This is a genomic window from Hydrogenophaga sp. RWCD_12 (assembly GCF_046604225.1).
Classification (GTDB): domain Bacteria; phylum Pseudomonadota; class Gammaproteobacteria; order Burkholderiales; family Burkholderiaceae_C; genus Hydrogenophaga.
In genome coordinates this window covers 1282167-1296679 of sequence record NZ_JBKIXC010000001.1, presented here as the reverse complement: position 1 = coordinate 1296679, position 14513 = coordinate 1282167, and the positions used below count along the sequence as shown (strand labels likewise).

The following is a 14513-nucleotide window of genomic DNA, read 5'->3' as shown; positions in this document are numbered from 1 at the left end:
AAGGCTGGCGATGAAACTCAAGTTCAAGACCCAGGCCTATCAGTCTGCGGCGGTGCAAGCCGTGGTGGACTGCTTCAAGGGCCAGCCACCCGCATCCGCGGAGGCCATCACCTATCGCATCGACCCGGGCCAAGCCAAGAAGGGCACGGAAGACCTCTTCTCCGACTCCGGCTTCAAGAACGCAGACTTCGCGCTGACCGACCCTGCTTTGCTGGACAACATCCAGCAGGTGCAACGCGGCCAGAACCTGCCCGTGTCTGACACGCTGGTGAAGAACAAGGTCGCCCGCGTCAACCTCGATGTGGAGATGGAAACGGGCACGGGCAAGACCTACTGCTACATCAAGACGATCTTCGAGCTGAACCGCCGCTATGGCTGGAGCAAATTCATAATCGTTGTGCCCAGCATCGCCATCCGTGAGGGCGTGGCCAAGTCGCTGGAGATCACCGCCGAGCACTTCCTGGAGACCTACCAGAAGAAGGCGCGTTTCTTCATCTACAACTCCAAGCAGCTGCACCACCTGGAGAACTTTTCGTCGGATGCTGGCATCAACGTCATGGTCATCAACGTGCAGGCCTTTGCTGCCCGTGGTGCCGACAACCGCCGCATCTACGAAGTGCTGGACGATTTCCAGTCTCGACGCCCGATTGATGTCATCAGCGCGAACAGGCCCATCCTGATCCTGGACGAGCCGCAGAAGATGGAAGGTGCGCAGACCTTGAAATCCCTGGAGGAGTTCAAGGCATTGATGGTGCTGCGCTACTCGGCCACGCACAAGACGACGCACAACAAGATTCACCGCCTGGACGCGCTGGACGCCTACAACCAGAAGCTGGTGAAGAAGATCGCCGTGCGCGGCATCGCGGTGAAGGGCCTGGCGGGCACTGCGGGCTACCTGTACCTGCAATCCATCGAAATTTCGAGCAAGAAGCCGCCCGAGGCCCGCATCGAGTTCGAGCAGAAGCTGGCAGGCGGCAACATCAAGCGCGTGGTCAAGAAGCTGTCCAAGGGCGACAACCTCTTTTCAGACGGCTTCTCGAACGGGTTAGACCAGTACCGCGACGGCTTCGTGGTGTCGGACATCAATGCCAACACCGACACCCTGAGCTTCACCAACGGGCTGCAGTTGACGGTGGGTGATGCCACCGGCGACGTGACCGAGGCGGCGCTGCGCCGCATCCAGATTCGCGAGGCGATCAAGGCCCACTTCGACAAGGAGCAGGCCTTGTTCCAGCAAGGCGTGAAGGTCTTGACGCTGTACTTCATCGACGAGGTGGCCAAGTACCGCGACTACTCGCAGCCCGACGAGAAGGGCGAGTACGCCCGCATCTTCGAAGAGGAATACAACCTGTACCTCAACGAGATGCTGGACCTGGACGAGACGGCTTACGTCAAGTACCTCAAGGGCATCACCGCCGAGAGCACCCACAGCGGCTATTTCTCCATCGACAAGAGGACCAAGCGCGACGTTGACCCGGACATCGAGAAGCGCGGCGAAAACGCGGGCCTGTCCAACGACGTGGAGGCCTACGACCTCATTCTTCGCAAGAAAGAGCAATTGCTCAGCCTCGCCGAGCCGGTGCGCTTCATCTTCTCGCATTCGGCCTTGCGCGAAGGCTGGGACAACCCGAACGTGTTCGTCATCTGCGCGCTCAAGCACAGCGACAACACCATCTCGCGCCGTCAGGAAGTCGGCCGGGGCCTGCGCCTGTCCGTCAACCAGCACGGCGATCGCATGGACCATCCAGCCATCGTTCATGACGTGAACGTGCTCACCGTGGTGGCCAGCGAGAGCTACAAGGACTTCGTCGCCGCGCTGCAGAAGGACATCAGCGACTCGCTGTCTGCCCGTCCGAAGGTGGCTGACAAGGCCTACTTCGCGGGCAAGATTGTGACTACGGCGGCTGGTCCGATCACGGTGACCGACGACCAAGCTACTGACATCGAGTTCTATCTGATCCAGAACGGGTACGTGGACAAGAAGCGCAACGTCACTGAGAAGTACCACCAGGACAAGAAAAGCGGAACTTTGGCGACCTTGCCTGAGGAGCTTGCGCCGCTCGGCGAGCAGGTCTTCAAGCTGGTCGATGGCGTCTTTAGCGAGGCACAGATGCCAGAGATCGGCGACGACCGCCGCCCCAAGAAGAATCCGCTCAACGCCAACTTCGACAAGCAGGAGTTCAAAGCCCTGTGGGGCCGCATCAACCGCAAGGCCGCTTACAGCGTCAGCTTCGAAGAGGCCGAGCTGGTCCAGAAGGCCGTGGCCGTGCTGAACGACAAAGACGCAGGCCTTCGTGTCACCCCGTTGCAGTACACGATCCAGCGCGGCGAGCAGGCCGAGGCCGTCACCTACGACGGCATCAAGTCAGGCGAAGCGTTCAAGCTCAAGGCCACGGAAACCGAGGTCAACCGCCTGTCGGTGCACTCGGCCGTCAAGTACGACCTCATCGGCAAGCTTGCCGAAGGTACGCAGCTCACCCGCCGCACGATTGCAGAAATCCTGAAGGGCATGAACGTCGCAGTCTTCGCGCAGTTCAAGACCAACCCCGAAAGCTTCATCGCCGAAGCCATCCGCTTGATTAACGAGCAGAAGGCAACGGTCATCATCGAGCACTTGGCCTACGACCCGGTGGAAGACAAGTTCGATCTCGACATCTTCACGGCGGGTCTGACCAAGCAAGACTTCAGCAAGGCCGGCGACAAGCTGCAACGCCACATATACGACTACGTGCTGACCGACTCCAACATCGAACGCCAGTTCGTGAAGGAACTGGACACCAGCGGCGATGTCGTGGTCTACGCCAAGCTGCCACGCGGATTCCTGATCCCAACGCCAGTGGGCGACTACAACCCCGACTGGGCCATTTCATTCAAGGAAGGCGCGGTCAAGCACGTTTACTTCGTAGCCGAAACCAAGGGCACCATGTCTTCCATGGAACTGCGCGAGATCGAGAGAACCAAGATCAAGTGCGCCCGCAAGTTCTTTGATGACATCAATCAGAAGTTCGCGCCTGAGCAGGTCAGGTACGACGTGGTGGACAGCTTCGGCAAGTTGATGGAACTGGTGAAGTAGTGCTCAACAACGACGAGTCTGGGTGAAGTCAAGATTGACTCAACGCAGCCGCTGCAGGCATCGACTGCCGGTGTGTTCGTTTGACGACACGAAGCCACATGAGGTCTGAGTTCTGCGGGCGAGTTGGCTGTAACAAACACGCATTTCAGGAATAGGGAGAACAAGTTGAACAACTTTCCGCTGCGGCACTTGTCGGTGAGGGTCCCCTGGCATGACGGCGGATGGGCCGGCACCGTGTGTGCAGCGCCGCAGCTCAACGGCGCTTGCGCCAAGCTCAAGGGCATCGCATTGGCGAAACATGACGAGCAAGAGGTCAAGTTTCACGGTCGCAGTCTTGAAGACCTGCCGCGCGAGAACTGGCCTTGTTGCGTCAACGAGCGGGCTACTTTCATGGCGCCCTTCGAGTTGGAAGTCGTCAAGCGCCATGCGCTGGCCGAGGTGAACCAGGAGCACTACGGTCACTTCAGGCCGACGCCGCAGCGCTACCCGGCGTACTCGGCCGGTATCGTGCCTTTCCGCTGGATGATGGGCGAGAACCTGCCCTACTACGCCGACTCCTTGGACTTGGACGCCGACGAGAGCCGTGAGCCTGACCTCGGCTACGCCACCAACTGGGTGCACGAGGCATCCAACCAGACGGCGCTGCTGGACGGCTTTGCGGCGCATCTCCGCGATGAGGCATCGCTTTGCCTGTTCTATGCCAAGCACGTGCCCTTCGTGGAGGGTACGGGCCGCATCCTGGTTGGCGTTGGTCGGGTCAAGCAGGTCGGCAAGCTGTCACCGTACCTGCAGGAGGGCGAGGGGATGCCCGGGATGGTGTGGGAGCGCCCTGTCCAGCATTCCATCCGCCCGAAAGGCAAGGATGGCTTCCTGATGCCATACGTGGAGCTGCTGAAGCTTTCGGCAGCCGACTCGGGACTGGACCTTGAGCGCTATACGGCCCACGCGCCCGAGGAGCATTGGGGCGAGTTTTCGTATGGCAGCGAACTGGTCACCCATGATGGCGCCATTGCTGCGCTGCTCTCGCTCGACACCGCGTTGGGGCGTATCGAGACCGAGCTTGGCATCGCTACGGGGTGGCAGCGCGAGTGGCTGCATACCGAGCTGGCGCGGCTGTGGAAGGTGCGTGGGCCCTATCCGGGCCTGGGGCCGGTGATGACGGCGTTCGGGTTAGCGCGCGGGGTCTTCGTTGCGCACGCGGTTCAGCAGAAGGCTGGCGACAACGCCGACCCGTGGCCGATCATCGACGACGTCTTCAAGAACCCGGCGGCGCACCTGCCGCAGGCGTTGCGTCACGACGTGAAGGAACTGGCACCGACCTGGAAGGCTTTGCCGCCTGAGCGCCGTGCCTACCTGAAGCTCCTGAGCCGGTTCGAGGTGAGCGTCGAGCAGGCAAGCAATCTGTACGACGCCGGTGCGCGCGCGAAGCAGTCGTGGGTTGCTACGGACAAAGAGATCCTGGGCAACCCCTACCGCCTCTACGAAGTCACCCGGCAGGACCCGCAGGGCGTGCGGCTGCTGACGGTGGACCGCGGCGTGTTTCCCGATGACGCGGTTCGGCTGCTGCACCCGCTCGACAAACCGTCGGGCCTGGACTCGGCCGCAGACTTGCGCCGGGTGCGCGCGTTCACCTTGTCTGCGCTGGAGAAGGCCGCCGCATCTGGGCACACGCTGCTACCGCTGCAGCATGTTGTGGAAGCAGTTCAGGCGGCGCCGGTGTGCCCCCCATGCCCGGTGACCGGCGACATGCTCGCCGCCCGCCTCAACGACATGGCGCCAGAGATCGTTGCGGCGCGGGTCAACGACGGCGACGCGCTGCAGCTTGAGCGGTACCGTGCCATTGCGGATCTGGTTCGCAAACAGGCGCTTGGGCGAGTCGGCGGCCAGCGCCACGTGCTTGCGCGTGACTGGGCCGCGTTGCTGGAGGCGAAGTTCGGTAAGGCAGCTAGCACTGAGGAAACGCGTGCTCAGGCTGAAAAGGCGGCTGCGCTCAAGGAGCTTGCAGAGGCCCGGTTCTGTGTGCTGGCCGGGCCCGCCGGGGCTGGCAAGACATCGGTGCTCAGCATCCTGTGCGCGCAGCCCGAAGTCGTGGCCGACGGCTTACTGTTGCTCGCCCCCACGGGCAAGGCACGTGTGCGCATGCAGGAACTGGCATCCAGCGGTGCGCGGGCCTTGACCCTCGCGCAGTTTCTCAATCAGAACAGCCGCTACGACGGCAAGGCTGGGCGCTACTACCTAAGTGATCGGCCCAAGGCGACTGGATTCGGCACGGTGATCGTGGACGAGTCGTCGATGCTGACCGAGGACATGATCGGCGCGTTGTTTGACGCGTTGCAGGGCGTCAAGCGTTTCATCTTCGTAGGTGACCCGGCGCAGTTGCCGCCTATTGGTGCTGGCCGTCCGTTTGTGGACATCATCGCTAAGCTGAAACCGGCAGACTACGAGGCAAGGTTCCCGCGTGTGACGCCCGGCTATGCCGAGCTGACCATCGAACGCAGGCAGGTTGGCAGCGACAGGGCTGACCTGCGCTTTGCCCGCTGGTTCAGCGCCACGACACCTTTCGCTGGCGAGGACGACGTCTTCTCAGCCGACGCAGAGCAGCACGCCACGATCAGCTTTGTTGAATGGAAGACACCAGAGGACTTTCAGACCAAGTTGATGGAGGTGCTGCAGCGCGAGCTGAAGCTCACCAGCATTGACGACGTGCGCGGCTTCAACCGCGTGATGGGTGCCACTGAGGTCGGCGAGTACGACTACTTCAATGCCACGCGCGGGGGTAAGGCTGGAGCAGTCGAAGCTGCCGAGGCATGGCAAATCCTCAGTCCATTGCGTGGCATGCCCTTTGGCGTTGGCGACATCAACCGGCAGATCCACGAGAAGTTCCGCCGCGGTTTCATGGACCTGGCTTTTAAGCGGCCGCGGTCCATTCCGAAGCCGATGGGTGTGGAGCGAATCGTCTACGGTGACAAGGTCATCAACCTGTCGAACCATCGTCGTGACGGTAAGCGGGTCTACCCACAGGAAGGTGCCATCGGGTACCTAGCCAATGGCGAGATCGGCATCACTGTGGGGCAGTGGAAGACGCGCGGCAACCCGAAAACCTTGGCGGTGGAGTTTGCCTCGCAGAAGGGACACGCCTACAGCTTTTACGGCAGCGACTTCCGCGAAGAGGGGGATGCTTCGCTGGAGCTGGCGTATGCATTGACCATCCACAAGGCCCAAGGCAGTCAATTCGAGCTGGTCGTGGTTGTCGTGCCCGAGGCGCATCCCATCCTCTCCAGGGAGTTGATTTACACGGCATTGACCCGCCACCAGCACCGGGTCGTCGTCTTACACCAGGGCCCACGGACCGTGTTAAAGGACTTTGCGGCGCCGCACCGGTCCGAAACGGCTCGACGCATGACCAACCTCGTCAACCCCTGCCGGATGGTCGAAGTACCCCAAGTCAAGGGCAGCACCTTCTTGCAAGAAGGCCTGATTTATCGCACCAGCCGAGGTCTGACCGTGCGGTCGAAGTCGGAGTGGATCATCTCCGAGGCCCTGGCCACCGCGAAGATCTCGTTCGAGTACGAGAAGCCACTGAAGCTGGGCGGCGTGACGCGGTTTCCAGACTTCACGATCGAAGACGAGATTTCGGGCCGAACCTTCTACTGGGAGCACCTGGGCATGCTCGATCGGCCGGACTACCGCCTTGCTTGGGAGAAGAAGTTGGCCTGGTACCGAGCGCATGGTGTCTTGCCGGCGGAGGAAGGCGGTGGCAGCGCCGGCATGTTGGTGACCACGACCGAGTCGGCGGCAAAGCCCTTCGACGGCGAGAGCGTCAAGGCAGCAATTGCGCTGGTCGGCGGCTGATATGCACACCAAAACAACCCTCAGCCGCCTCCTCAAAGCGACGACTTGACCGATGGCAAAGTACACGACCAATTACGTCAATCTGATCGCCGACAACCTTCGCGATAGATACAAGAGCGGCTTTCCGATCCTGAAGGAACTGGTCCAGAACGCCGACGATGCAGGTGCAGGAAGTCTGGTCTTTGGACATCACGCCGGCTTCACATCCGGCGTTGATCATCCCCTGCTGCAAGGGCCAGCGCTCTGGGTGCTGAACGACGGCGGGTTTCAGGCCAAGGACAAGCAGGCGATCAGGTCATTCGGGCTGAACAGCAAGGCTGCCGACGACAGTGCGATCGGAAAGTTCGGCCTGGGAATGAAGAGCGTCTTTCACTTGTGCGAAGGCTTCTTTTATGTGGCCTTTGACGGGCGGGAAGAGCACTGCGAAATCCTCAGCCCCTGGTTTGGCGACGAAAACACTTCTGAGACCCACCAGCGATGGGAGCAGATCAGTGACGCTGATCGTGCGACCCTCTTGGCGGTGGCCCGTGATCAGGACGAAGCCCGCAGCGGGCATACCTGGTTCATGCTTTGGGTGCCGCTGCGACGCCAGGACCATCTGGCCGAATTGGATGGGAAGCGGCTGCCTGGGATCATCGATCGGTTCCCCGGAGACCGCGATGGCGAGGATCTGGACTTTCTATCGGCCGCCGAGGTAGACCAGCGTTTGGGACTGCTGCTGCCGCTGCTGCGTAGCCTTCATACCGCCCGATTCGCCGGTGCTACAGGTGGTCGGGCATTCAAGGTTGAGCTTCAGCTCGACGAGGAAGGCGCGAGACGCTTGGACCATCGAAGCGATGGCCTGCTGTGCACCGGAACCGCGGCGGACCAGCGCCCGAAGGCAGAACACCTGCGGTTCGTCGTATCGCAACGGGTAGCCACTTCGCTGGAGCCGTTCGAGTCGCTTTGCGGCAATGACAGCTGGCCCAAGTCCATAGCGATCCTGGACTCTGGCAAGTGGGGCAGCGTACCGGACAAGACCCGTCCAGAAGGCGCTGTGATGTTTGCGCATGCCGACAAGCGCGTCGGGCGCCTCGTGTTGCAGTGGGCCGTTTTCCTGCCGACAGAGGAACTGCGTCTGACTTACGTCGCGCAGATACCGAACACTTCAAGGGAGCACCGTATCGTCCTTCACGGCCAGTTCTTCGTGGACGCCGGCCGGCGCGGCATTGCTGACTACGAACGCCTACACACACCGCGTGAGGACCTGCCGCGCCATGCGTCGCAGCAGTTGGTGTTGCAGCACTGGAACCAGGCTTTGGCGCAGGAGGTGGTGCTCCCGGAGTTCCTGCCAGCACTGGACGCTTACGCCCGCGCAAATGGACTTCGCGACGAAGAGCTGCGCGCGCTCACTGGTGCCATCTCAAGCTGCAGCCCCGATGGCGAGTCTGGCGCTATCGGCTTCTTCAGCACGTTCGGTAGCCACCTCTGCCGGGAGGCAGCCTGGGTGCGCACCTTGACCACGGAGGGTCCGGCTTGGGCCTTGGTTCGGAACGCGGGCACCAGATTGCTGAGGCTACCTTGCCCGCCCATGCGAGACCACGATCGACCCTGGCGGGCGCTGCCGGGGCTAGCGAAGTTGAGGGGCGTGGTTTTCGTCGATGACGACGCACCTTCACTTGCTCCTGCACTGTCGAGCTGGGATGAGGAGACTCTGCTCACAGCGCTGCAGGACGTTGGCGCCGAGACCTTGTCGAGTGAGACCTTGCTGGCGTATCTCACGCAGTTTCTCGACATGGAAAGGATTCGCTACGTCGGTGCGAGCTCCGTCCAGGACACGCTGGTTGGGATGCTCAGGGGAGTGCTGCGTAACGTAGACCTATCGACACTCCGAAGCCATCGGGTGATCTTCCAGAGGCTGGTGTCGTTCCTGAACCCGGACCGTCGGTTGGCAGTCGGTCCACAGAGCGCCACCGCAAGGGGCGCCATCCCAGAACAGTTGTACCGGGCGCTGGTGAGTGTCGATACCCATGCCCTGCTCCTTCCAGGTGATCTTGGGCCGCCTGCCGGCACGCTCACGACGGCAGCTGGCGACAGCGATGTCGCAGCCTGGCTGAATGCGATTCACCGCGAGATCGAGCGCTGTTCGCGCGATGAAGCGGCCCAGCCAGACATCGTCGAACCACTCCTACGAACGGCGGATCAGCTCATCGAGGCGCTTGGTGATGCTGGCAAGCACGTGCCGTTCATGCTTCGTCACCGGAGCTTGCGGGTACTGCGGGCAACAGACGTCAGGGACCTGTCCCTCAAGGGCGTATCGCTCGACGACTTGCTGCAGGTTCGCCAGCGCCGAATGCTCTTCAAGGTTTCGGACGCTCTGAACAGGATTGGGCACCTGCCAGCGCTCGCTGCGGCACTTCCGAAGTTGGCCCCACTGGTTGTTGAGCGAAACGTTGCCGCGTTTGTCCAAGCAGACCTGACCGCTTCCAGCCAACTGGTTCCTTCCAGCTCGGACATCACCGCCATGCTGGAGGCTATTGGCGCGTCGAGCATGCCGCCCTTCCTCGGGGAGGTGGAGTCGAGACGAGCCTTGGTCAGACTGGCAGTTGGAGCCGACCTGACTAACGTCGAAGCAGCCAAGGCCACAAGATACCTGTTGCATGCATCGGTAGATCATTTCAGTTCCGACGACCCCTTGTGGCTTGAACCCGGCGGTGTGAGCTCGCCGTGGGTCAAGCTTTGGCGCATGGTGGACGCGGACACCTGGAACGTCCTGCCCAGCGACTTGGGCGACCAGATCCCGGGAGCGCTCTGGCCCGCCTTGAAGCTGCGTAACGTGGAAGAAGGCACGGTCACGACTCGGCTGCGTCAGACGACAGACTTCACCCGTGTGGACGCGGGGCAGTTCACCACCAATGAACGGGAACTGATCCTCGCCCGGGTGAAGGATCAGACGGCGTGGCTGCGCCTGCCATTGCATCTCGACACCGAAGGCACATTCGACAGCATCGGTGACCGCTGCTTTCTCGGCTCCCTGCCCGAGCTACCGGCAGGCTTGCAACACAACCTGAGGTTCATTGTTCCGTCCGAGAGTGCAGAACATCGCGCGCATCAGCGTCTTTGGATCCCGGCATGGTCCGCGGTGACCGCGGTGGGTCTGGTGCTGGGAGCGCAGACGCCCGAAGAAAACTGGCGCTACATCCTCGATCAGCTGGCGGGGCCGTCCTGGCCAGCGAGTACACAACTCCAGTTGTTGCTGTCAAAGCGATGGGTTCCGCTGGTGTCGGGTGGATTCATCTCGCCCGACAGCGTGGTTCGCATCCCAGGTTTGGAGGCGGACATCGCGGAGCTTTCCGTGAAGTGCAAGTTCGCCTACGCCGGGGTTGACTCGCTTGCCGATGAAGTCCGTGCCAGCGCTGGGTTCGCAAAGTTGGCGAAGCTCTTTCCAGGGGGCCAAGCGGCCCTACCGGCACTGGCGCAAATGATGACCTCTGTGGGCCTGACTGTCGGGGCTTGCGCATCGACAGCCACGGACACGCTCCTGGAGCGCGTGTCGTTGCTTGCGCGGCTGCAATGCCTGCCTGCATGGTCGATCATAGAGCGCGCGCTCGTGCACATGGACCGAGACGCTGTGGTTGCCGAGTTGGTCAAGGGCGTCGCGACGCAACTTACGCAGGAGCAAGCCGAGGCGGTACTCGACGAGATCAGAAACCTCGGCACCGAGCAGGCCGCGATCGACCTATTTCTGACCTATCTGGCTGAATGGAGAAATTGCGCCACGTCGGTCGAGAAGCTCAAGGCGGCACTGCCGTCCTTGCATCTGCTGGCCAGAGATGGGCGGTGGGCTCGCGCCGACGCCTTGGCAACAGATGTGTTCGGAGTCGATGAATCAAAGGTCTTGGATGACCGCCAAGTCAGCAGCCTCAGCGGCGTCATTGTCAGAAACACCAGCACGCCTCACCTGGATGCGTCATCGGGGCCTGCTGGCGACGCGCCTGACTACGATCCCCGCGCCTTGGTGAAGGCACTGAAGAGACTGGTTGAGCCTCTGTCTGAAACCAGTGCACCCGGTGCAGTTGGAGCGCTGCTCGGATTGATGGGTCCAGCCGCCAGGCCTCTGGCAGAGACCTGGTTGCAGCCACTGGCGTTCGAGGATTATTCCAACTTTCTGGGTTGGATCGATCCGGGCTGGGAAGAGGGACACGAGCGACGCCGGCGGACGATGGGCGACATGACGGTGACTCAGGCGCTGGACGTCGTGAAGCCGGTTGTCAAGATCGCGGACAGCAGTAAGGTGGTTGTCAAGTCACTTGTCGGAAAGCCTCTGCAACTGTCCCTGGTGCCCGACGATCAGGCGGACACGCTGCTCGTGGGTGACCTTTCATGGCAGGTCAACTATGGGGTCGTGATCACCTTCCGGCCGCTTGACGACCTTGCGACCCAAGGCGTCGAAGACATCAAGCGCTTGCTGCAGCGAACAGCGGAGCACTTGCTCATACACGTGTTCAATCAACCTCACGCGAATCTGGCTGCCTTGTGGGCCTCGTTCGCTGAGGCCGACCAGATCACGCTGTCTGTGGCCCGCCAACTCATCCTGGAGGGACTGCAGAACTCGCTCCAGCAGCTACCTAGGGTTCGCCGGCATCCGACGATCGAGGCCGCGTTGAGCAGGGTCGAGAAAGCACGTCGGGACCGGGCTAGCGCTCAACAACTCGGACGCAAGGGGCCTAAGGCTGAGGACGCGTACCGTTCAGCGGTCGATGAACTTGCCGCGGTGGTCGCTAGCGACGGCGATGTTCAGCGAGTGATTCTCGATGGAATTCGAGAGCGCATTGCCGACAACCAGTATGAGCTGTCGAGCATCCCTTTCGAGCTGTTCCAGAACGCCGACGATGCAGTGACCGAGTTCCAGCTGATCCAGGTTGCCGACGGACGTGCCCCCTTCGATGCGGGCACCATAGGGCGCTTTGTCTTCGAGCAGACCGACAGCGTGATGCGCTTCCTGCATTGGGGTCGGCCAGTCAACTTCACTGGGCGCAGCGGCTCAGCGAGATCAGAGTTTGGTAGCGATCTCGAGCGCATGCTGATGCTTGGCGCGACCGCAAAGAGCGATGCCGAAGAGGTGACTGGCAAGTTCGGCCTGGGTTTCAAGAGTGTGTTGCTTGCGACGGACTCTCCGCGCGTGTGGAGTGGTGATCTTTCATTCAGGGTAGTGGGAGGTTGCCTCCCAGAGCGCTGGACGCCCAGTGCACCGACCAGGGAATGCCAGGTGAGGCATCAGGGCGCTGTCAGAGCACTGCGCACCACGGTCGTCGAACTGGCATTGCCCGACAGGATCAAGCGGAGCGAAATCGGTGATCGGTTCAGCGCGCTGGCTGGACTGCTTCCGGTGTTTGCGCGTCAGATCCGCAAGGTCATCGTGGATGACGAGGTGCACCAATGGTCGCCAAAGGTGATCGTCGATGGCGACTGCAGGGTCTCGGTCGGCATGTGTCGACTTCCGGTCCAGAGTGGGTTCGTCACTTCTCGAATTCTGGTCTTTGAGTCCACGCTTGGCTCGACGATTTTGCGTCTCGGGACTGACGGTGTCGTCGCCTTCGAGCGTTCTGAGCGCAACCCGGTGCCTGCAATCTGGGTCACAGCGCCGACGCGCGGCGTCCCGGCACACGGCCTGGTCTTGAACGCGCCCTTTCAGATCGACACGGGACGCGCCAATCTGGCGTCCGGGCGCGCTGCGAAGCGCAACATCGAACAGGCCAAGAAGCTCGCACAGGCAGTCAGCCTTGGCGTCGCCGGCTTGCTGAAGCAGAGCCGCAGCGACTGGACAGCGTGTGCTGCGGATATGGGCTGCACTGGGGTGCAGAGCGCTGCCGTTTTCTGGGCTGGCTTCTGGCGGGCGGTGGACCTGGCTGATCTGCCTGACGACCCATCAGAAGATGCGCGACTGCTGCACGAGTTCTCCCTTGTCCTGTTCAACGCGGTCCTGCGAACGACCGGCGAAGTGCCCAATGGGCTGCCAGATTCAGATGCGGCGTTCGCGAAGACATCGGCGCTTAGGCTCTCGGTTGATCTCGAACGAATGCGGGCTGTCCTGCCTGAGGTCGCAAGTTGGCCAACCTTCGAACAAACCCATCCAAAGTCCACATGGTGCAGCGCAGAAGTCGCCGCATGGTTGAAGTGCGCCGACCACGACGAAGAGCTCAGACTGCAGCCACTCGATCGAGCCGCTCTTTTCTCGCTGCTTCCTGATGCCTGCCTCGAACCCGAAGACCTCAAGTACATCGCTGCCGTGATCGCCCGATGGCCAGCGGGCCCGATGGAAGATCACGGGTGGCGTACTGAGTTCGAAAAAGTACGGCTCTGCTCTGAAAGCGGCGATTGGCAGCTCAGCCGCCACCTTCTGCGTGGAGGAGTATCTGGGACTGACCTGATGGTCATGTTTGCTCCGTCAGGTTTCAGGCTAAGTGGCGAATACGCCTCAACACCGGCGGCATGGAACAACGTGTTGCCGTACCTCCCGAGCGTCTCCCTGGATGCGGTCGCGGTGGCCGGGTGGATCTTGTCAGCCCACGGTCTGGAAGCACAGCGGGCAGCGGCGCGCTGGATCCTTCAGAACCTGTATGTCCAGAGCTCCCAGAGCTTGCAGGCCATCCAGTTCATGCTGTCGCGCCGGCACTCAGGAAGTTGGCTGTTTGAACTGACGCGCGAATCGGAGCCACTCGCACTACTTGATCCATCTGAGCGCACGATCTTGCTGACGCGGCTTGGTCTAGAGGTTCCCGACGGCGTTGAGGACGAAGGCGAGCCGGAGGTGTTTCCTGACTTGCACGCCATTCACGCATGGTGGACTGCCGAACAGCATGCGCGGTTGGCCAGCTACGACAAACAACTCTGGCCCGCACATGCTGACCGTGAGGCGCTGAGCAGGGACCCGTCCAATCGCCAGGCGTGGATGACGGTTTTCAGCCTTGGTCTGATGCGCCGAATTGGCCGAGTCACGGATGCGCAGAACAAGGCATTTCTCGAGTATCTGCACTCGCGCGGTTGGTGGGCCACCATCTGTGAAGCTTCCCCCGATCTCAATGCCGAAGGCTGGATGGGAATTCTGCGCGAGTACGGCGAGATCCAAGACGACTCGCCGCTGTTTGAGCAGTGGATGGACCTATTTCCGCGCCTCTATCGGGTTGCGCGTTGGCTGGATGTCTATGTTCACATCTTCTCGACGGTCGACCTTCGACAGGCAGGCCAGACCCAGGCCCTTCTGGCACCTGGCGCGGACGCTTCTCTGAGCGGCTCCGGCATCGACGCGCCGACGCTGCGCGGCATGCTTCGGTTGGGTCAGCATCTGATTATCAGGGAGTTGCTGCGCGCTGGGCTGCTCGGAGGACCTGTCGCAACGGCACTGGCGTACATGCCGACGGAGAGCCTCTGCGACATGATGGAGGCGATGGGGTACGACCGCCCAGCGACCAGCCAGGAAATCTACCAGGCGCTTGTTGACGAGTTGGGAGAAGAGGCGGCGCACTTCGACGGTGCCTACGACATACCTCTTCAGCTCGTTGCGACGGACGCTTCACTGCGTGCCCGAGTGCTGGCGCGCTAGCGCTGA

3 protein-coding genes are annotated in these 14513 nt (G+C 61.7%); all 3 read left to right on the top strand.

Going from position 1 to position 14513, the window contains the following annotated elements:
* The first annotated feature begins 10 nt into the window (after positions 1 to 10).
* The 3 genes from ACLIJ1_RS06060 (at position 11) to ACLIJ1_RS06050 (ending at position 14507) form a co-directional block, all read left to right on the top strand.
* Positions 11 to 3073, top strand: a complete 3063-nt coding sequence (locus ACLIJ1_RS06060) for a type III restriction-modification system endonuclease (protein ID WP_411364568.1) — start codon at positions 11 to 13, stop codon at positions 3071 to 3073.
* Between the two features lie 165 nt (positions 3074 to 3238).
* Positions 3239 to 6925: an AAA family ATPase gene (locus ACLIJ1_RS06055; protein WP_411364567.1), complete on the top strand. Its 3687-nt coding sequence runs from the start codon at positions 3239 to 3241 to the stop codon at positions 6923 to 6925.
* 52 nt (positions 6926 to 6977) lie between these two features.
* On the top strand, positions 6978 to 14507 hold the full coding sequence (locus ACLIJ1_RS06050) for a sacsin N-terminal ATP-binding-like domain-containing protein (protein WP_411364566.1): 7530 nt from the start codon (positions 6978 to 6980) through the stop codon (positions 14505 to 14507).
* Positions 14508 to 14513 lie beyond the last annotated feature (6 nt).